22 protein-coding genes and 1 pseudogene are annotated in these 21910 nt (G+C 72.0%); 14 read left to right on the top strand and 9 right to left on the bottom strand.

Annotated features, from left to right (window positions below):
* The first annotated feature begins 39 nt into the window (after positions 1 to 39).
* Positions 40 to 1203 carry an acyl-CoA dehydrogenase family protein gene (locus tag NH342_RS01850; RefSeq protein WP_253010679.1) on the top strand — a complete coding sequence of 388 codons (1164 nt, stop codon included), beginning with the start codon at positions 40 to 42 and terminating at the stop codon, positions 1201 to 1203.
* Between the two features lie 61 nt (positions 1204 to 1264).
* On the opposite strand, the gene NH342_RS01845 is transcribed toward NH342_RS01850, so the two are convergent.
* Complete coding sequence (locus tag NH342_RS01845; protein ID WP_253010677.1) at positions 1265 to 1885, bottom strand: TetR/AcrR family transcriptional regulator; 621 nt, start codon at positions 1883 to 1885, stop codon at positions 1265 to 1267.
* Positions 1886 to 1952: 67 nt separating this feature from the next.
* Between NH342_RS01845 and NH342_RS01840 the strand changes: the two genes are divergently transcribed.
* The 7 genes from NH342_RS01840 to NH342_RS01810 all read left to right on the top strand — a co-directional run bounded on the left by NH342_RS01840 (position 1953) and on the right by NH342_RS01810 (position 8364).
* A complete protein-coding gene (locus NH342_RS01840) occupies positions 1953 to 2831 on the top strand; it encodes a CoA transferase (RefSeq protein WP_308200596.1) in 879 nt (292 codons plus the stop codon).
* Complete coding sequence (locus tag NH342_RS01835; RefSeq protein WP_253010672.1) at positions 2828 to 4003, top strand: thiolase family protein; 1176 nt, start codon at positions 2828 to 2830, stop codon at positions 4001 to 4003. The genes NH342_RS01840 and NH342_RS01835 overlap by 4 nt, the downstream gene beginning before the upstream one ends.
* 11 nt (positions 4004 to 4014) lie before the next feature.
* Positions 4015 to 5712, top strand: a complete 1698-nt coding sequence (locus tag NH342_RS01830; RefSeq protein ID WP_253010670.1) for a long-chain-fatty-acid--CoA ligase — start codon at positions 4015 to 4017, stop codon at positions 5710 to 5712.
* On the top strand, positions 5709 to 6485 hold the full coding sequence (locus NH342_RS01825) for an enoyl-CoA hydratase-related protein (RefSeq protein WP_253010668.1): 777 nt from the start codon (positions 5709 to 5711) through the stop codon (positions 6483 to 6485). Before NH342_RS01830 ends, NH342_RS01825 begins: the two co-directional genes overlap by 4 nt.
* Positions 6486 to 6495: 10 nt before the next feature.
* Positions 6496 to 7650 (top strand): acyl-CoA dehydrogenase family protein, encoded by a 1155-nt coding sequence (locus NH342_RS01820; protein ID WP_253010666.1) that lies wholly within the window; start codon positions 6496 to 6498, stop codon positions 7648 to 7650.
* Between the two features lie 193 nt (positions 7651 to 7843).
* On the top strand, positions 7844 to 8107 hold the full coding sequence (locus NH342_RS01815) for a type II toxin-antitoxin system Phd/YefM family antitoxin (protein WP_253010664.1): 264 nt from the start codon (positions 7844 to 7846) through the stop codon (positions 8105 to 8107).
* A complete protein-coding gene (locus NH342_RS01810; protein WP_253010662.1) occupies positions 8104 to 8364 on the top strand; it encodes a type II toxin-antitoxin system RelE/ParE family toxin in 261 nt (86 codons plus the stop codon). The genes NH342_RS01815 and NH342_RS01810 overlap by 4 nt, the downstream gene beginning before the upstream one ends.
* Positions 8365 to 9325: 961 nt before the next feature.
* On the opposite strand, the gene NH342_RS01805 is transcribed toward NH342_RS01810, so the two are convergent.
* Positions 9326 to 10951 carry a recombinase family protein gene (locus NH342_RS01805; protein ID WP_253010661.1) on the bottom strand — a complete coding sequence of 542 codons (1626 nt, stop codon included), beginning with the start codon at positions 10949 to 10951 and terminating at the stop codon, positions 9326 to 9328.
* Here NH342_RS01805 and NH342_RS01800 point away from each other — a divergent pair.
* Genes NH342_RS01800 through NH342_RS01790 form a run of 3 tightly spaced genes read left to right on the top strand, consistent with a single transcriptional unit; the run spans position 10934 to position 12136 of the window.
* Positions 10934 to 11521, top strand: coding sequence for an HhH-GPD-type base excision DNA repair protein (locus NH342_RS01800; protein ID WP_308200595.1), 588 nt, complete (start codon positions 10934 to 10936; stop codon positions 11519 to 11521). The two genes, NH342_RS01805 and NH342_RS01800, sit on opposite strands and share 18 nt — an antisense overlap.
* Before the next feature lie 58 nt (positions 11522 to 11579).
* A complete protein-coding gene (locus NH342_RS01795; RefSeq protein WP_253010657.1) occupies positions 11580 to 11915 on the top strand; it encodes a DUF3099 domain-containing protein in 336 nt (111 codons plus the stop codon).
* Positions 11912 to 12136 carry a DUF3039 domain-containing protein gene (locus NH342_RS01790; protein ID WP_091062594.1) on the top strand — a complete coding sequence of 75 codons (225 nt, stop codon included), beginning with the start codon at positions 11912 to 11914 and terminating at the stop codon, positions 12134 to 12136. Before NH342_RS01795 ends, NH342_RS01790 begins: the two co-directional genes overlap by 4 nt.
* Before the next feature lie 69 nt (positions 12137 to 12205).
* Here the strand turns inward: NH342_RS01790 and NH342_RS01785 are convergent, their stop codons facing one another.
* The 5 genes from NH342_RS01785 to ppgK form a co-directional block, all read right to left on the bottom strand.
* Positions 12206 to 13261 carry a YihY/virulence factor BrkB family protein gene (locus tag NH342_RS01785; protein ID WP_253010655.1) on the bottom strand — a complete coding sequence of 352 codons (1056 nt, stop codon included), beginning with the start codon at positions 13259 to 13261 and terminating at the stop codon, positions 12206 to 12208.
* A gap of 56 nt (positions 13262 to 13317) precedes the next feature.
* Positions 13318 to 15429, bottom strand: coding sequence for a VanW family protein (locus NH342_RS01780; protein ID WP_253010653.1), 2112 nt, complete (start codon positions 15427 to 15429; stop codon positions 13318 to 13320).
* Positions 15430 to 15781: 352 nt separating this feature from the next.
* The gene (locus NH342_RS01775) at positions 15782 to 15994 is read right to left on the bottom strand and encodes a hypothetical protein (RefSeq protein WP_091062590.1); all 213 of its coding nucleotides are present in this window, start codon (positions 15992 to 15994) and stop codon (positions 15782 to 15784) included.
* Positions 15995 to 16313: 319 nt separating this feature from the next.
* A complete protein-coding gene (locus NH342_RS01770; protein WP_308200593.1) occupies positions 16314 to 17579 on the bottom strand; it encodes an RNA polymerase sigma factor in 1266 nt (421 codons plus the stop codon).
* Between the two features lie 146 nt (positions 17580 to 17725).
* Positions 17726 to 18469 carry a polyphosphate--glucose phosphotransferase gene (ppgK, locus tag NH342_RS01765; RefSeq protein ID WP_253010651.1) on the bottom strand — a complete coding sequence of 248 codons (744 nt, stop codon included), beginning with the start codon at positions 18467 to 18469 and terminating at the stop codon, positions 17726 to 17728.
* A gap of 73 nt (positions 18470 to 18542) precedes the next feature.
* On the opposite strand from ppgK, the gene NH342_RS01760 reads away from it, so the two are divergent.
* Positions 18543 to 19358 (top strand): inositol monophosphatase family protein, encoded by an 816-nt coding sequence (locus NH342_RS01760; protein WP_253010649.1) that lies wholly within the window; start codon positions 18543 to 18545, stop codon positions 19356 to 19358.
* A gap of 58 nt (positions 19359 to 19416) precedes the next feature.
* On the opposite strand, the gene NH342_RS01755 is transcribed toward NH342_RS01760, so the two are convergent.
* Both NH342_RS01755 and NH342_RS01750 read right to left on the bottom strand, forming a co-directional pair.
* On the bottom strand, positions 19417 to 19965 hold the full coding sequence (locus tag NH342_RS01755) for a LytR C-terminal domain-containing protein (protein WP_253010647.1): 549 nt from the start codon (positions 19963 to 19965) through the stop codon (positions 19417 to 19419).
* Between the two features lie 52 nt (positions 19966 to 20017).
* Positions 20018 to 21064, bottom strand: coding sequence for a phosphotransferase (locus NH342_RS01750; RefSeq protein WP_253010646.1), 1047 nt, complete (start codon positions 21062 to 21064; stop codon positions 20018 to 20020).
* Between the two features lie 253 nt (positions 21065 to 21317).
* Here NH342_RS01750 and NH342_RS01745 point away from each other — a divergent pair, with 253 nt between their 5' ends.
* Both NH342_RS01745 and NH342_RS01740 read left to right on the top strand, forming a co-directional pair.
* Positions 21318 to 21617: a DUF4193 domain-containing protein gene (locus tag NH342_RS01745; protein ID WP_091062581.1), complete on the top strand. Its 300-nt coding sequence runs from the start codon at positions 21318 to 21320 to the stop codon at positions 21615 to 21617.
* Positions 21618 to 21638: 21 nt separating this feature from the next.
* Positions 21639 to 21910, top strand: a pseudogene (locus NH342_RS01740) (hypothetical protein); the annotation flags it as partial.

Below are 21910 nucleotides of genomic sequence, written 5' to 3'. Positions count from 1 at the left end.
TCCGGTGGCCGTCCCTCTCATCACGCGAGGATGACCCCTGTGCCGCAGCACGTGTTGGACCTGTTGACTGTCGATGCATTGCTGACCGAGGAAGAACGAGCCATTCGGGACACCGTGCGTGCCTTCGTCGACAAGCGCGTGCGCCCCGAGATCGGCCAATGGTTCGAGGACGGCACGAGTCCGAAGGAACTGGCTGGGGAGCTCGGGGAACTGGGCGTTTTCGGCATGCATCTCGAGGGCTATGGCTGCGCGGGTACCAACGCAGTGAGCTACGGCCTAGCCTGTATGGAACTCGAAGCTGGCGACAGTGGGCTGCGCAGCATGGTCTCGGTGCAGGGATCGCTGTCCATGTACTCGATCTGGAAGTACGGCTCCGAGGAGCAGAAGCAGGAGTGGCTGCCGCAGCTGGCCGCGGGCCTGGCCATCGGCTGCTTCGGCCTCACCGAGCCCGACTTCGGCTCCAATCCTTCGGGCTTGCGTACGACAGCGGTCCGCCGGGGTGGGGACTGGGTGCTCAACGGTTCGAAGATGTGGATCACCAACGGTTCGGCCGCCGCAGTCGCGACGATCTGGGCGCGCACCGACGAGGGCATCCGAGGATTCGTCGTCCCCACCGCGACGCCTGGCTTCACGGCTACCGACGTCCACCACAAGCTCTCCCTGCGGGCATCGATCACCTCAGCGATCTACCTAGACGACGTCTTGCTGCCTGCAGACGCGATGCTGCCGCGTGCGCAGGGGTTGTCGGGTCCGCTGGGCTGCCTCAGCGAGGCCCGATTCGGCATCATCTTCGGCGCCATGGGTGCGGCCCGTGACTGCTTGGATAGTGCGCTGGGGTACGCGACCTCGCGCGTCCAGTTCGACAAGCCGATCGCGGCCTTCCAACTGACCCAGGCCAAGCTCGCCGACATGTCCGTCGAGCTCTACAAGGGCGTCCTCCTGGCCCTGCACCTGGGCCGGCTCAAGGACAACGGTGGCGTACGACCGGAGCAGATCAGCATCGGCAAGCTGAACAACGTCCGCGAGGCGATCGAGATCGCCCGCACCTGCCGCACGATCCTCGGCGGATCGGGCATCACCACCGAGTACTCGCCTCTGCGTCATGCCAGCAATCTGGAGTCGGTGCTCACCTACGAGGGCACCAGTGAGGTCCACCAGTTGGCTCTCGGCCAGGCCCTTACCGGCATTTCCGCCTATCGCTGACTCGCCGGTCCAGCCACGGATGGAGCTCGCCGGAGAAGGGTCGAGTTCCTGGGCGGGGTGCCTACGCCGAGCTTGCGGCCGACCTCGAACCGCGGAGCCCGACGACCAGCTCGGGGCTGTGGCTCTCCCCGAACTGTTGGCTGACACGCTCGACGAGCGGCTGCAGGAGCAGGCGTCCGAGTTGTCGGACGAGGATGACGTTGACCTGGGTGGCGACGCTCGACCGGTTGGACGCCAGTCCTTGGGCGCGCAGCTCCACGACCTGCTGAGCGGTGAGCTCGGCCAGGCGTTCGAGCAGGTCTCCCTCGCGTCGTCTGCCGTTCAAAAGTGCTCGCCGCAGGTGCGAGACCACATCGGGCTGGGTGGCGAGCATCCGAGCCACAGCCGCGTCCCGCGCGGCCACCACGTCGGTCGACGAGGACCCGACCGCGGCTGAGGCGATGGCTTCGGCGAACTGCTCGACGATGCGTCCCTCGACGGCCCTGATGAGGGCGTCCTTAGTGCTGAAGTGGTGCACGACCAGCCCGACCGTCACGCCGGCTGCGGCGGCGATGGCCCGCATCGATGCCCCAGCCTCGCCGTGGCTGGCGAGCAGGTGGAGCGCGGCGGTGCGGATGCGCGCCTTCGCTGTCAAATCCCCGGGAGGGGTCGCGACAGGACCTAGATCGGTTGTGGGCGGCATAGAAATAGTCTAATCGCTTGTACGACACTGCGGTGAACTGTACGCTTGTGCAGCGCACATTCCTCCAATGTTCCGGAGAGCCATGACCGTGCCGTCCAGCGCACCTCTGTCCGGGGTCGTCGTTGTGTCCGTGGCGACCAACCTGCCCGGTCCGCTCGCCGCCGCGCGTCTCGTCGAGCTCGGCGCCTCGGTCACCAAGGTCGAGCCACCGAGCGGGGATCCGTTGCGGGCCATAGCACCCGGTTGGTACGACGAGCTGGTGGCCGGCCAGTCCGTCCTGGCGCTCGACCTGAAGGACGCCGTCGACCGCGACCGGCTCGAGGACCTGCTGCGCGGCGCCGACCTGCTGCTCAGCTCCATGCGTCCCTCGGCCCTGGCGCGCCTGGGCTTGCCGGCCAGCACCCGCCGGCACGGTGTCGCGCTCGTGGAGATCGTCGGGGGCGACGGCGACCGCGCCGAACTCCCCGGCCACGACCTCACCTACCAGGCCACCCACGGCACCGTCCTCGCGCCGGCGATGCCGGTCGTACCGGTGGCCGACGTGCTCGGGGCCGAGCGTGCTGTCACCGCAGCGCTGACCGCGCTGCGACTGCGGGACGCCGGCGACGCGGCAGCCCACACCCGGGTGAGCCTGGAGGCAGCCGCATTCGCCGCGGCGGGCGCGGTCCGGCACGGACTCACCGGACCCGGCGACCCCCTGGGAGGCGGGTTGCCGGGCTACGGCCTCTACCCGGTGCAGGACGGCCACGTCGCCGTCGCGGCCATTGAGCCGCACTTCGCCGAGCGCCTGGCGACCTACCTGGGGGAGACCCGCCAGGAGCTCACCGCACGGTTCGCCACCGGGTCGTGCGCCTCGTGGGAGGCGTTCGCGGCCGACCACGACATCCCGCTCGCCGCCGTCCGGGCACCGGGCTCGACCAGCCAATCCAGAGGAGACCGTCCATGACCCGCGAGGCCGTCATCGTCGACGCCGTCCGCACCCCCGTCGGCAAGCGCGGGGGGCAGTTGCGGGACTGGCACCCCGTGGACCTGATGGCCCACACCCTCCAGCGCCTCGTCGAGCGCAGCGGCGTGGACGCCGACCATCTGGCCGACGTCATCGTCGGCTGCGCGATCCAGCGCGGGGAGCAGTCGGGCAACGTCGCCCGCAACGCCCTGCTCGGCGCCGGCCTGCCCATCGGGCTGCCGGGCACCACCCTGGACCGGCAGTGCGGGTCGGGACAGCAGGCGGTCCACTTCGCCGCCCAGGCCGTCCGGTCCGGTGAGTACGACTTCGCCATCGGGGCCGGGGTTGAGTCGATGTCGCGGGTCGACCTCGGACCCCTGTTCACCCCGGGCGGCCCGCGCGGTGAGTGGTACGGCGACCGCGCCCTGGCCCGGTTCGGCGGCAACCTGCCGGCCCAAGGGCCCTCGGCGGAGCTCGTCGTGCAGAAGTGGGGCTTCACCCGGGAGCAGCTGGACGCCTTCAGCGTCGAGAGCCACCACCGGGCAGCAGCCGCCACGGAAGCCGGCCGCTTCGTCGGGGAGCTGGTGCCCATCGAGGGCCGCACCAGGGACGGCGCCCCTGTGACCATGACGCGGGACGAGGGCATCCGGGCGGACATCGACCCCGCCAGGATGGCGGCACTGACGCCGGTGTTCGCCGCCGACGGCGCGATCACCGCCGGCAACGCGTCGCAGATGAGCGACGGCGCCGCCGCGCTGCTCGTGGCCGACCGGGCAGCCGCGGAGGCCGCCGGGCTGCGACCGCGAGCCCGGATCGTGTCGATGGCGGTGGCCGCCGACGACCCGGCGCTGCAGTTCACCGCCATCGTGCCGGCCAGCCAGCAGGCCCTGGACCGGGCCGGGCTCGCCGTCGGCGACCTGGACCTCGTCGAGGTCAACGAGGCCTTCGCCCCGGTCCCGCTGCTCTGGCTGGCCGAGTTCGGCTACCCGGCCGACCAGCTCAACGTCAACGGCGGGTCCATCTCCATCGGCCACCCCCTGGGCTCCACCGGCGCACGCCTGCTGACCCAGCTGGTCACCGAGCTCGAGCACCGCGAGGCCCGCTACGGGCTGCTGACCATCTGCGAGGGCGGCGGCATGGCCAACGCCACCGTCATCGAACGACTGCCCTGAGAGGACCCACCATGCAGATCGACACCCCCATCCCGGCCGCCGGCACCCGACGCGTCGTCACCGGTCACCCCTCGACCATGGGCGACGACGTCCAGCTGAACACCACTACCCTGATCCGGCACGCCGCCCGCACCCACGGTGATCAGGAGATCGTCTACCGCACCCCCGACGGCGGCTGGGACCGCTACACCTACGCGAACGCCTACGACCGGGTGCAGCGCGGTGCGAACGCGCTGCGCGACCTCGGCGTCGAACCCGGTGACAAGGTAGGCATCCTGGACTGGAACAGCCGCCGCCACTACGAGCTCTACTGGTCCATCCCCGGGTTGGGCGCGGTCATGGTCCAGCTCAACCTGCGACTGGGGCCCGAGGACCTCGCCTACGTCATCGATCACAGCGGCACCAGCGTCGTCGCCGTCGACGAGACCCTGCTCCCGGTCGCCGAGGCCATCGCCGACCGCGTCCCGTCGGTGCGCGCCTGGGTGGTGCTCACCGACCGGCCGCTGTCGGAGGTGCAGACGTCACTCAGCCCGGCGCACTCCTACGAGGAGCTGGTGGCAGCCGCCGCACCGACCATCGACTGGCCCGAGGTCGACGAGCGCTCGGCCTACAGCGCCTGCTACACCACGGGCACGACCGGGCGGCCCAAGGGCGTCTACTACTCCCACCGCGCGATCGTCCTGCACTCCTACTCCATTGCCACCAACATCGGCATGACGCTGGATGACTGCACGATGCTCATCACGCCGATGTTCCACGGCCAGGCGTGGGGTCTGCCCCAGGCAGCCACTCTCATGGCCAACAAGATTGTGTTGCCCGGCCGCTACGTCGCCGAGGACACCGCCCCGCTCACCGACGCGATCATCGGCGAGGGCGTCACGATCACCAACGGGGCGCCGGCGATCTTCCTGCCGATGCTGGCGCACATCCAGACGCTGGCCGACAGGCCGGACCTGAGCCGGCTGCGCCTCATGTCGGGGGCGACAGAACCGCCGCTGACGATGATGCGCGGGTTCGCCGACCTCACCGGCGCCGAGGTCGTGCACGCCTACGGCGCCACCGAGACCACCCCGCTGGTCACGATGAACCGCTACAAGCCCGGCGTCCGCGCGCGGCTGGGCCAGGAGGACCTCTGGGACCTCAAGCGCAAGCAGGGCCTGCCCGTCACCGGGGTCGACATCCGGATCGTCGGACCCGAGGGGGAGGACCTGCCCCACGACGGCACCAGCCAGGGCGAGATCTGCCTGCGCGGGCCCTGGATCACCAGGGCCTACCACCGGCTCGACGACGACCAGGACCGCTTCCTGGACGGGTGGTGGCGCAGCGGGGACGTCGGCTGCATCGACCCCGACGGCTACCTCAAGGTCACCGATCGGCTCAAGGACGTCATCAAGAGCGGCGGCGAGTGGATCTCCTCCATCGACATGGAGAACCTGCTGCTCAGCCACCCGGCCGTGGCCGAGGCCGCCGTCGTGGGCATCGCGCACCCCCAGTGGCAGGAACGCCCGTTCGTCCTCGTCGTCCTCCGCCCCGGCGACCACCTGACCCTGGAGGAGATCCACACCCACCTGGCACCCGCGTTCGCCAAGTGGCAGCTCCCCGAGCGCTTCGAGGCGGTCACCGAGCTGCCCAAGACCAGCGTCGGCAAGCTGGACAAGAAGCGGATCCGCGCCGGCTACGCCGACCTCTACCAGCCATCGGGCCGATGACCGGCACGGTCGTCGGCCGCCGGCAGCACGGCGCCGTCGCGATCCTGACCCTGGACCGGCCCGCCGCCCACAACGCGCTGAGCGCCGAGCTCGTCCAGCAGCTCACCGAGCACCTGTCCGCCGAATCCGACGACGACACCGTGGGCGCCGTCGTCCTCACCGGTTCAGCCACGGCGTTCTGCGTCGGCGCCGACATCTCCGAGATCCCCCGGATGCTCGGGGCGGCGGCCACCGACCCTCTGCCCTTCGACCGGCTCTTCGACGCCATCACCACCTCACCGAAGCCCGTCGTCGCCGCCGTCCGCGGTCTTGCCCTGGGCGGAGGGTGCGAGCTCCTGCTCGCCTGCGACACCGCCGTGGCCGGCACCGGTGCGCAGTTCGGCCTGCCCGAGGTGCGGCTGGGGGTCATCCCCGGAGCCGGTGGCACCCAGCGCCTGGTGCACGCCATCGGCAAGGCCAAGGCGATGCGGCTCCTGCTGACCGGCGCCCCGGTCGACGCCGGCTACGCCTACGACGCCGGCCTGGTCGCCGAGCTCGTCCCGGACGACGAGGTCCTCTCCCGCGCCGTCGAGCTCGCCGAGCAGATCGCCGCGAACGCCCCCCGCGCCGTCGCCCTCGCCGCCGACGCCGCGCGCGCCGCCCACGACACCCCGCTACGGCAGGGCATCGCGCACGAGCGCCGCAACTTCCTGCTCGCCCTCGCCACCTCCGACGCCCAGGAAGGCGTCGCCGCCTTCACCGAGCGCCGCCGCCCCACCTTCACCGGCCGATAGGAGCCCACCCGTGATCCTCGACGACCACCGCTCACCCTGGATGACCGACGAGCACGACGACCTGCGCGACCTCGCCCGCACCTTCTTGGCCAAGGAGTCGGTGCCCCACCACGAACGGTGGGCCGACCAGCACGCCGTGGACCGGGAGTTCTGGCGCGCCGCCGGCGCCGCCGGGCTGCTCTGCGTCAGCATCCCCGAGCAGTACGGCGGGGGCGGCGGCACCTTCGCGCACGAGGCCGTCATCGCCATCGAGCAGGCGATGGTCGGTGACGACGCCTGGGCCAACAGCGTGCACAGCACGATCGTCGCCCACTACCTCAACGCCTTCGGCAGCGGGGAGCAGAAGCAGCGGTGGCTGCCCGGCATGGCCTCCGGCGAGCTCGTCGGAGCCATCGCGATGACCGAGCCGACCACCGGCTCGGACCTGCAGCGGGTGCGCACCCGAGCCGTCCGCGACGGCGACGACTACGTCATCAACGGGTCCAAGACGTTCATCTCCAACGGCACGCACTGCGACCTGCTCATCGTGGTGGCCCGCACCGGGGACGAGCCCGGCGGCCGCGGACTGTCCCTCGTCGTCGTCGAGACTGCGGACCTGCCCGGCTTCTCCCGCGGCCGGGTGCTGCAGAAGATCGGCATGCACGGCCAGGACACCCGCGAGCTGTCCTTCGTCGACATGCGGGTGCCGGTCGCCAACCTCCTCGGCCCGGCCGAGGGGCAGGGCTTCGTGCAGCTCATGCAGCAGCTCCCGCAGGAGCGGCTGATCATCGCGGTCAGCGCCGCCGCGACCTGCGAAGCCGCCGTCCGCGAGACCGCGCGGTACGCACGCGAGCGCGAGGCCTTCGGTGCCGACCTGATGTCCTTCCAGAACACCCGGTTCGTCCTCGCCGAGTGCGCCGCCGACGCGCTGGCCGCCCGCACCCTGGTGGACTCCCTCATCACCCGGCACATGGCCGGGGGACTGGACGCGGCCGCAGCCTCGCTGGCCAAGTTCTGGTGCACCGACGCACAAGGCAAGGTCGTCGACCGGTGCCTGCAGGTCTTCGGCGGCTACGGCTTCATGACCGAGTACCCCATCGCCCGCATGTACGCCGCCGCCCGGGTCCAGAAGATCTACGGCGGTACGAACGAGATCATGAAGGAGCTCGTCGCGAAGGCGCTGTGAGGGGTCATCCATGCACGGACAATGCGGTGGGTGGCGGGTGCTCGGGCTGTGTTCCACGCCGGGCTCGTCGGACGAGGCGTGCGACTGCCGCGCGGACCAGGGAGCTTCGGTCTGCGGTGCGGGGAGATCCGCCATGGAGGCTCATCCGTGTCGACTGTGTACACAGTTGCATCTTGCGTTGTACTCTTCGACCATGGATACCATCTCCGGTGAGGTCACCACCCGCGAGTTGCGCGGTCAGCTGTCCGACGTGCTGGGCCGGGCGATGTACGGCGGGGAGCGGATCGGGGTGACCCGCAACGGCAAGCTGGCTGCCGTGGTCGTCGGCGTAGCGGACCTGGAGGCGCTCGAGGCGCTGGAGATGGCGCAGGACGTCGCGGCCTACCGGGCCGCGAAGGCTGAGGACGCCGGGGAGCGGGTGTCGCTGGCCCAGGTGCGTGATGAACTCGCCGGGTGACCTACCTCGTCGAGTTCACCGCCGGAGCTGCGCGGCAGCTGCGCAAGCTCGACCGACCGGTGCGCCTCCGGCTGATCGCGGCCATCGACGGCCTGGCAGAGGATCCGCGGCCGGCAGGTGCGACGAAGCTGGTGGGGGAGCAGACGGCCTGGCGCATCCGGGTGGGCGACTACCGCGTGATCTACGACGTCCTCGACGAGACGCTCGTGGTGACCGTCGTGCGAGCAGGGCACCGCCGGGAGGTCTACGACAGATAGCTGTTGGGGACCGCTGGTGTAGCAACCGGTGTAGCAACGCGGTCCGGATGCGGGCCGTCGGATACGTACACCCGCGAACGCCGAACCGCGCTGACCAGGGCGAACAGCCTGCCCACGGACACCGCCGGACATCGCGGCGGAGGCTGGGGGGTAAGGGGCCGCAGCCTCCTTGCATCCCCGAGCCCGGTCGACCAGCAGAGCCATCGGCGCCATTACTGGTCCCGCCGCGGCCGCCGCTCGTCACGAACGTGAGCTCTACCGGGGCACCCCAACAGTCTCGCTATCGTCTTCTGCGTCGATGTCGTCCTGCGAGCCAATGCCTCTGGCTCGAGCCCTCAGGAAGTACGGCCCGGACCAACTCGTGCGGCTTGCCGCACCGGGACTGGCCCAGGTCACGCAGCGGTCATGGCCGGACATCCGAAACACCCCCGCCGAGCTGCGCGGATGTCACCCTGCCGTGACCAATCCATGACCTAACGGGCGGAAAATGCCGGTCTGTCAGGGGGAACTACGGTCAATTGGTGAGGGTCGCCGGCGAGTTCCGAGTAGCACGAGTCGGCATCTGACCTGCCGTTTTGCGTGGAGCGGGTGACCGGGATCGAACCGGCATGGCCAGCTTGGAAGGCTCACCACCATCGGCCGTGGCTCCTTCGTCTGCGCAGCTGATGCTGGCCGCCCCATGCCGCGGTGTGGCGACGCCCTTGCGTGTTCCTCGCGCAGCTGGCCCTGTAAGGCGCAGACGTTCCCGGGTGGCGACGGGGGACCTCCGTGACAGTTCTGCGAGCCCGGAGAGACCAGTTACGGGCATGGTGACACCTGCGGTCGGGCTTTCCCCACGTCGTGATGAGCTTCGTCTGTCCCATCGACAGGTATCTGCCGCGGAAGCAGTCGTGCGTCTCCTTGAGTCGGCACCTCGCATGACGGCTGATCGATGGCGGAGGTTGCGACCGCTGCTCGACGCTCAGGCGATCGCCGAGGCGGCGCCCGCGTCCGGGCCTTCCTTCCAGACGACTGAGAGACGGGTGTAGTCGAAGCGGTTCATCTTCCGGTCGGCGGGTCGGACGATGATCGCGCTGATCTCGCCGCGGACGTAGAGGCGCTGCTTCTCCACCGTCAGCGCATTGAACTGCTCCGGTCCGACGGATGCGTGGCGGACGCGGTGACGTTGCCCGTCGAGCCACGTTGCACGCTCGGCATGCAGCTTCTCAATCAGTTCGGAGAGCTTGGTGAACTGCGCGCTCAGGAGGCGCCTGGCGTCGCCGCTAGACTCGGTGAGCTCGGGGACCAGGCCGGCAATCGTCGTCTTGAGGTCCGCCAGCTCGTCGGTGCGAGGCCATGGCGCCACAGGCGCCTCGATCGAGCTGGGCGGCATGCGGGCCTTCACCGCCTGCCTGATCAGTTCGTCGGCCGGCGGTCCCGAGCAGGACACCTTTCCGCAGCCTGCCTGGCCACCCTGCCCACCGCGAATCTGGCAGGCGTAGAAGTGTCCGAGATCCTTGCGGGCGTTGCCCCTCATCGGTCCCAAGCACTCCGAGCACCGCAGAATGCCCGAGAGCAGGTAACGACGGTTCGCGTCGGCCCGCGCTGTCCGGGCCGAGCGCCTCCGCAACGTGTCGTGGACCTGCTGCCACACGTCCTCGTCCAGGATGGGATCCCACCCACCGCGTACGAAGCCGGTTCCCGTGCGATCGGGCAGGAACGTGCCCTTGTGCACCCGGTACCCGGCCAGCCGCGGGCTCTCGAGCAGGAGCCGGAGCGGCCCAGGACGCCACTGGTTGCCTCGCGTGGTGCGGATGCCCCGCTCGTTGAGGTCTCGGCAGATGGTGTTGAGCGAGACCCCTAGCAGGATGTCGGAGGCGGCTCCCTGGATGATGGCCCTCTCCTCCTCGTCGACTACGTGCTGGCGGTGGCCGGCGGGTACGACGCGGCCGTCCTGCAGGGTCAGTGGCTCGCTTCCGTCGGTCCAGCGCCACCCGAAGGGCCGGGTGCCGCCGACGGGTCGGCCGGTGAGGGCAGTGGCCTTGTGCTTCGCTGCGACCCGGCGTGCGGTGTCCCGGCTGGACTTATTCGCGAACGCAACCATGACGCGGGCAAGGGTGAGACCGTCAGGGCTGGAGAGGTCGATCTTGTCGTGGACGGTGGCGAACCAGAGCCGCCGTCCGGACTTCCCGGCGGCGTCGAAGATGTCGATGACCCGTTCCAGGTCTTTCGGTCGTCGAGCGAGCCGGTCGAGGTCGTAGACGACGATGCCCTCGACGACACCGTTAGCGAGGTCGTCGAGCAGTCGTTCAAAGTCGGGTCTTACGACGTCCTTGAACGCGCTGATGTCGTTGTCCGTGTAGTGCTGGTGGACGGTCCAGGTGGACGGTCCCGAGCTGGTCAGCATCTGACACAGGAGCTCGAGCGCCTCGCGTTGCCGGGAGACGCCGGCGCCCCGGTCCCCGGTGAGCTCGTCCTCCTGGTCGTCGCTAATCCGTTCGTACGCGCCGAGGCGCAGGGTCCGCGCGGCCAGTTGCTCGGCCTGGCGTTCGTTCATCAACGTCCCGGCGCCCTTTCGGAAGATCGCGCCGTGGTCGACTCGTCCCATGTCCGCCCCAGGTTGCGGAGGAGTGATCCCACTGACGTGGCCCTCCGAGGTCCTGCCCACCGAACATGCTGTGACCAGCAGTTCCCCATGGAGCGCGCCTTCGCGGGCCCCGCCCTCCTGGCGCAGCGGCTCGGCACCGACACCCTGTCGGCACCCGCCATCGCCCAGGCCGACCCCGAGGTGCTCAAGGCCGCCTTCACCGGGCCGCCGGCGGTGCACCGCTACCCGGGCTCCATGGCCGAGCGGACCCAGGCGGTGTGCCGGCTGCTGGTCGAGCGGTACGACGGCCGCGCGGAGAACCTCTGGGCCGACGTTCCCGACGGCGCCACCCTGCTCGGGCGGGTGGGGGAGCTGCCCGGCTTCGGGGCGCAGAAGGCGAAGATCCTGGTCGCCCTGCTGGGCAAGCAGTACGGCGTCACCCCGCCCGGGTGGCGGGAGGCGGCCGGCGACTACGGCACCGACGGCGCCCGCCGCTCGGTCGCCGACGTGGTCGACCCGACCAGCCTGGCCGAGGTGCGCGCCTTCAAGCAGGACGCCAAGGCCGCGGCGAAGGCGGAGAAGACCAGCTGAAACGGGATTTCCCGCCACGGCGGGCGAGGGTGCCCGCAGCGGTGGCACGATGGGCCGTGTGACCACGAACCGGGAGACCCGCAACGAACCGGTGCTCATCACGGAGGCGCAGCCGAGCCTGGGTGACCAGCACGCTGCCCGCAAGAAGCGGTACGTGATCACGATGATGATCCGCATCGTGAGCGTGATGCTCGCGGCGGTCTTCTACCAGACCCTGTGGCTGATGGCGATCTTCGCCGTCCTCGGCACCGTGCTGCCGTGGATCGCGGTGGTCATGGCCAACGACCGGCCGCCGAAGAAGAAGATCGACGTCAACCGGTACCAGGTCCCCGCTCCCGACCGGATCCTCGAGGCCCGGCCGAGCGCCGGGCGGGTCATAGACTCGGAGCCGTGAGCACCGAGATCCTGGAGCGCCCGGACGTCCGCGAGAACACCACCTCGCAGCCGCCGGAGGTCTTCCACTACGTGAAGAAGAACCAGATCGCCGAGAGCGCCGTCATGGGCACCCTGGTCGAGGCGCTGTGCGGCGAGGTCTTCCCCGTCACCAAGAGCCCCAAGCCGGGCAGCCCGGTGTGCGAGCCGTGCAAGGAGGTCTACGCGCAGCTCAAGAAGTGAAGGACCCCGTCGCCCCCCACGACGCGCTCCGCACGTCGCGGGTCCCTGCGACGGGGCCGTTCCAGTACGTCACCTCAACCCGAGTTTCCTGGCCTCCAGCTCGATCTTCGCCGCGCGGCGGCGGCGCCGGCGACGGTCGTGCCGGCGCTGGCCGGAGGGCCACCGGGCCTCCACGGTGGCGTTCAGCTCCGCGCCCAGCAGCACCGCCATGCCGAGGAAGAAGCAGAACAGCAGCGCGGCGATCGGGGCCGCGAGCGCCCCGTAGGGCAGGGCCGTGGTGAGGATGTCGGCCACGTAGGTGCGCAGCACGAGCGCCGCGGTGATGAAGAACGCGGCGGCGAAGACCGCGCCCAGCAGGTGCCGCACCCACGGCAGCCGACGGGGCAGCGTGACGTGGTAGAAGCTCGTCAGCGCCAGGATGAGCACGACCGCCACCAGTGGCCAGTAGACGGCGTTGACCAGCACTGTCGCCGTCCCCTGCACGTTGGCCGGCAGCAGCGCGACCAGCGCCCCGCGGCCGAGGACCAGCAGCGGCAGCGAGAGCACCGCGATGACCAGGGCCACGACGAACAGCCCGAGGGCCATCAGGCGGGTCCGGATCGGACCGCGGACGTCGCGCTGGTCGTAGGCGATGACGCTGGTGTTCATGAACGTCGCCACCCCCGAGGACCCGGCCCACAGCGACAGCAGGAAGCCCAGGCTGACGACGTCCAGCCGGCCGGAGGTCAGGATGTCGTTGAGCGTGGGCTGCACCAGGCTGTCGACGACCCCGGGGGTGAGGGCCTCCGAGGCCAGCTGCACCAGCCGCTGCTCGATCTCGTTGACCGCCGACTGCCCGATGAAGGAGCCCAGGTAGCCCAGGGACCCCAGCAGCCCGATCAGCAGCGGCGGGATCGACAGGATCTGCCAGAACGACGCCTCGGCCGAGAGCCCGAGGATGCGGTCCTGCCAGGCCTTGGCGACCGTGCGCCCGAGCACCTGCAGCGGCACCCGCACCGGCGTGGGGAGCCGGGACACGACCGAGCGGCGCCTGGCGGGCTCCTCGTGGTCGGGGGACGCCTCCGCGCCGCCGGCCCCGAGGGCACCGGCGGAGGCCGGGGAGCCCGAGGGCAGGACGGTCGCCACCTGTCCAGTGTGCCGGAGCGGACGCGTGCCCGTACGGACACGCCCACCCGGAGGGGTCAGGACCGGCGGGGACGGCGGGCGGTCGGCTGGGCCGGCGCGCCCGGTGCGGTCGACTCCGGTGCCGGCGGGGCGACCGGCACGCAGCGGATGACCGGCTCGGCCGCGTAGCGGGTGTCGAACTCCTCGGTGCGCAGCTGCTCACCCGTCGTCGGGTCCTCGAAGATCCGGGTGACGGTGATGTCGAAGCCGTTGGCGCCGCCCTGCGGGGTGCAGTTCCCGTCGTCGGGCTTCTCCTGCACCACGGGGGTGCGGACGTTGTACCGATCGCTGCTCACCGACTCGACGTCGTAGCGCTTCGTGCCCCAGAAGGTGACCGTCAGCGCCCCGGGCACCCACTGCGTCTGCACGTACACCCCGGTCGGGCTGTCGTTGCGCCACTGCAGGTCGATGGAGTCGTAGTAGACCGTCGCCTCCCGGCCGGCCGGGTAGCGGCTGATGTAGTAGCTGTGCGGCTTGTGGTAGACGTCCTCGAGCCCGGCGAAGAAGACGGCGTTGAACATCGTCGTGGCGAACTGGCTGATGCCGCCGCCGACCGCCTGGGTGAACTCGCCGTTGTTGATGACGCCGGCGGGCACGTAGCCCTGCGCCTCGCCGCGGGGCCCGGTGTAGCCGTTGAGGCTGAACGTCTCGCCCGGCAGCACCACCGCGCCGTCGACGAACTCGGCCACCACCCGGATGTTGGTGCCGCTGGCCGAGTTGGTGAAGTTCGTGGTGAACGTGCTGATCGGCTCCACGATGCCCAGGGCGTTGGCCTCGTCGGTGGTGAACTCGGCCGGGACGGCGCCCAGGCTGGCGGTGACCGATCGGGGAGCGGGCTCGGTGAGGACCGGGCGCAGCGAGGAGGCCAGCGCCGCCGGGTCGACCCCGGTGCCGTCCACCGAGGGGACGACGGAGATCGTGTCGCCGGAGATCTCGAACCGGGCGTCCTGCGCCGGGGTGCCGAACTCCCCGAGCTGGTCGCCCAGGGCGGTCTGCAGGGCCGCCGGGTCCAGCGAGACGTCCAGCGCGCCGCCCTCGCCGGGGCCGAACCGCAGCGCCGAGGCGATCTCCTCGGGGCCGAGCTCGGCGGTCGTGCCGTCGTCGCTGGTGACGGTGACCGGGGCGGCCACGGCGGGCGTGACGACCTCGTCCAGGGCCTGCTGGGCGGCGTCGTCCTCGACCTGGACGTCGACGGTCTCCACGGGCAGCTCGATGGGGGTCTCCGGGTCGCCGCCGGAGGCCAGCGCCTCGGTGACGGCGTCGCCGGCGGCCTCCCGGTCCAGCAGCCTCCCGGTGACCGAGGGGACGAGGGAGGCGGTGGTGCCCTCCAGCGCGAGGGTGGCGTCGACCGGCGCGCGGTCCACCGTCTCGGCGAACGCGTCGACCTGCGCCATGAGCGCGGTCTCGTCCCCGGTGATGACGGGGGTGACGTCGCGCTCGGAGAACACCGACACCAGCCGGGTCCACGGGTTCCACGGCTGGCCGGACGCCGCCTGCACCGTCTGGTCGACGTCGAGGGTGATGCCGGCGGTGGCGGGGGAGAGCACGCCCTGCACGTCCCCGGCTACCAGCACGTGGTCGGCGGTGACCCGGGGGGCCAGCTGCTCGGTGAGCGCCTGCGCCGCGGCGGCGGGGGACAGGCCGCCGATCTCCACCCCGGCGACCACCGTGTTCCGGGGGACGTCGTCGCCGGCCACGGCCAGGTCGACGGCGTAGGCGGCGCCGAGCACCAGCAGGACGGCGGCGGGCACCAGGACGGCCGGTCGACGCCAGCGCGGGCGGGGGGGTCCGTCGGCCGGACCGACGAGCGGGCCGGCCGGCTCGGACGGCGGGGCGTCGTCGGTGCGGGTGGGGGCGGGGTCGTCGAGGACGTCGCGCGGGACGACGGCAGCGGGCACCTCGGCGGTCTGCTCGACGTCGGCGGCGTCGTCCGGCGCGGGCTCGTCGCCGTCCGCGGGCGCCGCAGCGGCGGACGGTTCGTCGGCGACCTCGGCCGGGACCGCGCCGATGACCTGGGTGGAGTCGGACTCATCGGGGTGGGCGCCGGTGCGCACCTCGCCCGTCGGGGTCTGGTCCACCGGCAGCGGGGCCGGGGCGTCGGCGTCGGTCGCGCGGCGCCGCGGGTTCATCGGCAGCGGCTGGCCGGGTGGGACGACGGGGGTCTGCCGACCCCAGCCGGGGGCTGTCGGCCCGGGTCGGTCGGCGGCCGGCGGGGCGGAGGGGCGACCGGACCCGATGGTGCCGTCGGGCTGCAGCCGCGCGGTGCGGTCGTCGCCAGCGGCCGGTGTCTCACCCTCGGGCCGAGGGTCAGGCTCGGCACCGGGCTTCTCGTCGCTCATTCGGGGTCACGCTCGCTGTCGGTCGGCTGGTGGGGGACCCCCGGACGCGGCGACGCCGCCGGTTCCGCGCCCGTGGTGGGGTGGGAGCCGGCGGCGTCGTCGGGTGAGAGCTCCATCGCTGTGCGCGACGATAGCGCCTCGGTCAGGCGGTGACGGGCTGCTCGCTGTCCGCGTCGATGATCTCGATGGCGATGTCGCGCAGCTTGGCGTCGTACTCGCGGGCGTGGTGCCCGCAGAACACGAGGTCGCTGCCGCTCGCGAGCACGACCCGCACCTTGGCCAGTGCACCGCACCGGTCGCAGTGGAAGGGAACGACCAGGTCATCGGTGGAACGGTTCGTCAGGGTCTGGGGCATCTGGTCATCACTCGCTCTCTACCGCACGGACCCGCGTTCGCGGATCGGCCTCCTGCACAGCGCCAGGATGACCCCCGGTGTTCCCGATCCGGTCCTCCAGCCCTCCGACGCGCCGTGGGCGGTGTGCCGGGTGGTGCAGGACCTGGTTGGTGGAACGGGTGAGCAGGGATCGCACTGGACTACCGGTGTTGCGTGGTTCCGCTGCTCTCGTTGACGGCTCCACGCTACAACCGATGCCCGGCCGCTGCCGCCGTCAACCGCGTCGTCCCCCACCGGAGTGGGAAACGTGATGGGCCCGTGACCCGGTCCCCACCCAGGCTCAGTCCAGGTAGTCGCGCAGCACCTGCGAGCGGGACGGGTGCCGCAGCTTCGACATCGTCTTGGACTCGATCTGCCGGATCCGCTCGCGGGTCACGCCGTAGACCTGGCCGATCTCGTCGAGGGTGCGCGGCTGGCCGTCGGTGAGGCCGAACCGCAGCCGGACGACGCCGGCCTCGCGCTCGGACAGGGTCTGCAGCACCGAGGTGAGCTGGTCCTGCATGAGGGTGAAGCTGACCGCGTCGACGGCGACGACGGCCTCGGAGTCCTCGATGAAGTCACCGAGCTGGCTGTCGCCCTCGTCGCCGATGGTCTGGTCGAGGCTGATCGGCTCCCGGGCGTACTGCTGGATCTCCAGCACCTTGTCCGGGGTGATGTCCATCTCCTTGGCCAGCTCCTCCGGGGTCGGCTCTCGGCCGAGGTCCTGGAGCAGCTCGCGCTGGATGCGGCCCAGCTTGTTGATGACCTCGACCATGTGCACCGGGATGCGGATGGTGCGGGCCTGGTCGGCCATCGCGCGGGTGATGGCCTGGCGGATCCACCAGGTGGCGTAGGTGGAGAACTTGTAGCCCTTGGTGTAGTCGAACTTCTCCACCGCGCGGATCAGGCCGAGGTTGCCCTCCTGGATCAGGTCCAGGAAGGCCATCCCGCGGCCGGTGTAGCGCTTGGCCAGGGAGACCACGAGGCGGAGGTTGGCCTCCAGCAGGTGGTTCTTCGCGCGCTCGCCGTCGCGCACGATCCAGTTCAGGTCGCGGCGCATCTGCGGGGTGAGCTTCGCGCCGGTCTCCTCGACCTGGCGCAGCCGCTCGGAGCCGTAGAGGCCGGCCTCGATGCGCTTGGCGAGGTCGACCTCCTCCTCGGCGGTCAGCAGCGCGACCTTGCCGATCTGCTTGAGGTAGGCGCGGACGGAGTCGGCGGAGGCGGTGAGCTCGGCGTCCTTGCGCGCCTTGCGCAGCGCCTCGGACTCCTCCTCGTCCTCCCACTCCGACTCGGCGACCGGTGCGGCCTCCGCCTCGTCGTCGTCGGGGTCCTCGGCCACGCCGTCCTTGCCGACGACGGCGGACTCGTCGAGCGCCAGGCCCCGCCCGGGGCCCGTCCCGCCCCCGACGACGGCGACGGTCCCCTCCCCGGAGCCGACCGCGGTCAGCACGGTGCCCTCCTCGGGCTCCTGACCGGGGGAGGGCGTGATCGTCGGCTTGCTGCTGCGGGAACGCTTCGCTGCGGCGGGGGCCGGGGCGCTGGCCTTGGCGGACTTGGCGGCGGGCACTCGAGTTCCTTCCCGTGCTGCGGCGCGCTCCCCGGCACCGTCAGGCTGGCCGGCGACGCTGGGGGACGCCGACAGTGTAGCGACGGTCACGTCCGCGCAACCGGGATCCGGCACGGGCCCGCCCCGCAACGGACCCGGCCGCGCCGCTACTGCCCGATGCGCTGCTCGGCGGCCAGGGCGGCGCCGACGATCCCGGCGTCGTTGAGCAGCTGGGCCGGCACCACCGGGGTGCGGGTCGAGAGCAGCGGCACCCACTTGTGCGCCTTCTTGCTCACCCCGCCGCCGACCACGATGAGGTCGGGCCAGAGCCCGCGCTCCAGGGTGTCCAGGTACCGGTCGACCCGCGCGGCCCAGTCGGGGTAGGAGAGGTCCTCGCGCTCGCGGGCCGCCGCGGAGGCCGCCTTCTCGCCGTCCTTGCCGTCGACCTCGATGTGCCCGAACTCCGTGTTGGGGACCAGGACGCCGTCGATGAACAGCGCACTGCCGATGCCGGTGCCGAAGGTCAGCATGAGCACCAGGCCGCGCTGCCCCTTCCCGGCGCCGTAGGCCATCTCCGCGAGCCCCGCGGCGTCGGCGTCGTTGAGGCTCTGCACGGTGCCCGGGATCCGGGTCTCCACGGCCGAGGCCATGTTGGTCCCGATCCAGGAGGGGTCCATGTTGGCGGCGGTGTAGGCCACGCCGTTCTTCATGACGCCGGGGTAGGTCACCCCGACCCGGCCCTCGTACCCGAACCGGCCCACGACGTCGGCGACCACGTCGCACACCGCGTCGGGGAGGGCGGGTTGGGGAGTCGGGATGCGGACCCGTTCCCCGATGAGCTCACCCCGGTCCAGGTCCACCAGGCATCCCTTGATGCCGCTGCCGCCCACGTCGACTCCGAAGCCCTGCACGCGGACAGGCTAGTGATCCCCGTCGCGGTCGGCCGCACCAGCCGTGCGCGGACCCACCCGGCAGGATCACCGCGTGACCTCCGACGCGCGTCCCGCCCCCACCGACCTGCTGGACCTGGCCCTGGCCACCGCCCGGGAGGCGGCCGCGCTGGTCGCCGACGGCCGGGCCCGCGCCGCCGACGACGTGCAGAGCAAGACCACCACCGTCGACGTCGTCACCGCGGTGGACAAGGCCAGCGAGCAGCTGGTCATCGACCGGCTGCTGTCCGCCCGCCCGGAGGACGGCGTGCTGGGCGAGGAGGGTGCCTCCCGGCCGGGCATCAGCGGGGTGCGCTGGGTCGTGGACCCGATCGACGGCACCGTGAACTTCCTCTACGGCCTGGGTTCCTACGCCGTGTGCATCGCCGCCGAGGTCGACGGCGTGCCGGTGGCCGGCGTCGTGGCCGACGTCCCGACCGGCGAGGTCTACGCCGCCGTGCGGGGTGGCGGTGCCTGGGTGGAGCGGGACGGCGTGCGCACGCCGCTGCGCTGCTCGGACCCGGCCAGCCTGGAGGTGACCCTGGTGGGGACCGGGTTCGCCTACGACCGGGGGATCCGCACCTGGCAGGGCGAGGTGCTGGCCCGGCTGCTGCCCGAGGTGCGCGACGTCCGGCGGTGGGGGTCCGCGGCGGTGGAGATCTGCCTGGCCGCCGCGGGCCGGATCGACGCGTTCTACCAGCTGGACCTCAAGCCGTGGGACTTCACGGCCGCCTGCCTGGTCGCCGCCGAGGCCGGGCTCGAGGTGCAGGTGACCACCGGCCAGCGCATGGCCGACCCCCTCGTCACCGCCGCCCCGGCGAGCATCGCCGAGGCCTTCCGGGCCCTGGTGACCCGAGCGCACGAGTCCTGACGCGCTCAGCTCACCAGGGGTACGGCCGTTGGCCGCGGTGCGATCCGGAGGATCGCGATCAACACACGGCGGAGGCGCTCGCGGCGGGGGTGAGGGCGGCGGCGACGGCCTCGGCGCCGGCCAGCTCGGTGAACTGCGGCCCGATGACCAGGTCGACGGTCGCGTCGGCCCGGGTGTCCTGGTACTCCGCGGCGCCGGGGATGAACAGCTCGACGTAGCGCGCGGCCTCCGCGCCGCGCGGCCCGAAGCGGAGCTCCCCGATCCCGGTCACGTCGGCGCGGCGCGGGGAGGAGTCGTTGGCGGCCTCGGTGACGACGAACCCGCGCGACTGCATGGTCGCCGCGACCGAGCCGGCCAGGCCCGCCGTGTCGGTGGCGTTGAGCACCCGGATCTGCACGGTGGTCGGGTCCAGCGAGGGCGGGGCGGCCTCGGCGCTGGAGCAGGCCGCGGCGTCGGCACGGGCGTCGGCGGCCTCGGTGCGGAACACGTTCCACCACACGCCGAGGGCGGCCAGCGCGAGCACCAGCAGGAAGATGACCGGGACCAGGGGACGGCGGTCGCGGCGGGCGCGGACCGGGCGCCGCTCGCTGGTCTGGGTCAACTGCACTCCACTCGGGGGAGGACGGGGATCGCCGCGATGGTAGTGCGGGCCGTGCAGGTCAGACGGCACCCGTGGTCAGCGCGGCGCGCCCCAGGGCGACGCAGGGGGCGATCTTCTCGGCGTAGCCGGTGGTGTCCTTGCCGGCCATCGCACCCGCGGCGGAGCGGGCCACGATGCCGGCCAGGATGGCGGCGAACTTGAAGTAGGCGAACCCGACGTACCAGGACAGGTCACCCAGGTCGGCGCCGGTGCGGGCGGCGTAGCGCTCCGCGACCTGCGCGCGGGTGGGGAACCCCGGCAGCGTGGTGACCGCCGACAGCGCGACCCCGCGCTCCTCGCCGGCCTCGGGCCAGTAGACGAACAGCATCCCCAGGTCGGTGAGCGGGTCGCCGAGGGTCGACATCTCCCAGTCCAGGACCGCGCGCACCCGCCCGGGGACGTCGGGGTCGAGCAGGCAGTTGTCCATCCGGTAGTCCCCGTGCACGAGTCCGCTGCGCCGGGTCTCCGGGACGCTGGCCGCCAGCTGCGCGGCCAGCTCGTCGAGGTCGGGCCGGTCGGTGTCGCGGGTGGCCTCCCACTGCGTCGTCCAGCGGCGGACCTGCCGGGCGAGGAAGCCCTCGGGCCGGCCGAAGTCGGCCAGGCCCACGGCGGCGGGGTCGACGGTGTGCAGGTCGGCCAGGACGTCGACCAGCCCGTCGCCCAGGGCCCGGCGCTGCTCGGGCTCGTCGGCGTAGCCGGCCGGCAGCTCGTCGACGACGTGCAGGCCCCCGACCCGCTCCATCACGTAGAACGGCGCCCCCAGCACCTCGGGGTCGGTGCACAGGTGCAGCGTGCGGGGTACCGGCACCGGCGTCCCGGCGAGCGCGCTGATCACGCGGTGCTCGCGGCCCATGTCGTGCGCGGTGGCCAGCACGGCGCCGGTGGGCGGACGGCGCAGCACCACCGCGTCGGACGCCGGGCCCCCGGCGGGGGTGACCACGTAGGTCAGGTTGGACATGCCCGCGGCGATCAGCGACACGTCGACCTGCTGCCAGCGCGGGTCTCCCAGGACGGTCGCGAGGTAGGGCCCGACGACCCCCGGATCGGCACCCACGCTGGCGGTCACCGGCGCAGGGTAGCCTCTGGCGCTCCCGCCCCGGACGACACCGTTCCCCGGCCGCGCGACGACGCCCACCGCACCGGTGTGTGACGCCCGCCGACCCGGGCACAAACGCGGCACCCGCCACGTTGGGTGGCCTGCCGGAGTCCGGCAGCACCGCGAGCGGGGTCCGCAGGGCCCGCCCGAGACCGCGGCGGCCGGACGGGGCGAGGACAACGGGCCAGCGGGCCCGCACGACGAGGAAGAAGAGGGGCACACCATGGCCACCGACTACGACGCCCCACGACGCAACGAGGCCGACGAGCTCGGCGAGGACTCGCTGGAGGAGCTCAAGGCCCGCCGGGCCGAGGCGCAGTCCTCCTCGGTCGACGTCGACGAGACCGACTTCAACGAGGCGCTGGAGCTGCCCGGCGCCGACCTGTCCAACGAGGAGCTCACCGTCCGGGTGCTGCCGAAGCAGGAGGACGAGTTCACCTGCTCCAGCTGCTTCCTGGTGCACCACCGCAGCCGGCTGGCCAGCACCAAGGGCGACCGGCTGATCTGCCGCGACTGCGCCTGACCGGACGGACCGGGGGTCACCGTGCAGGAGGAACCGCGCACCGCGCCGGCCAGGGACGTCCCGCGTCCCCGGCCGGTGACCGACGACGCCGACGACACCGGTGGCCCGCTCGCGCGGGCGGCCCGGTCGGTGGCCGACGCGGTGGGTGGTCTGCTGGGTGACCGGGCGGGTGAGGACGAGCCCGCGGGCAAGGGTGGCCGGGCAGGGGCGGTGCTGCGCGACGTCGTCGGTGCCGTCGCCACCGCCGCCCGGGCCGGCCGCGGGGACGGGGCGGTGGACGGGGCCGACGAGCG

This window comes from Klenkia sp. PcliD-1-E (assembly GCF_024124375.1).
In the GTDB taxonomy this organism is placed as follows: domain Bacteria; phylum Actinomycetota; class Actinomycetes; order Mycobacteriales; family Geodermatophilaceae; genus Klenkia.
This window is presented reverse-complemented; position numbering and strand designations above follow the sequence as displayed.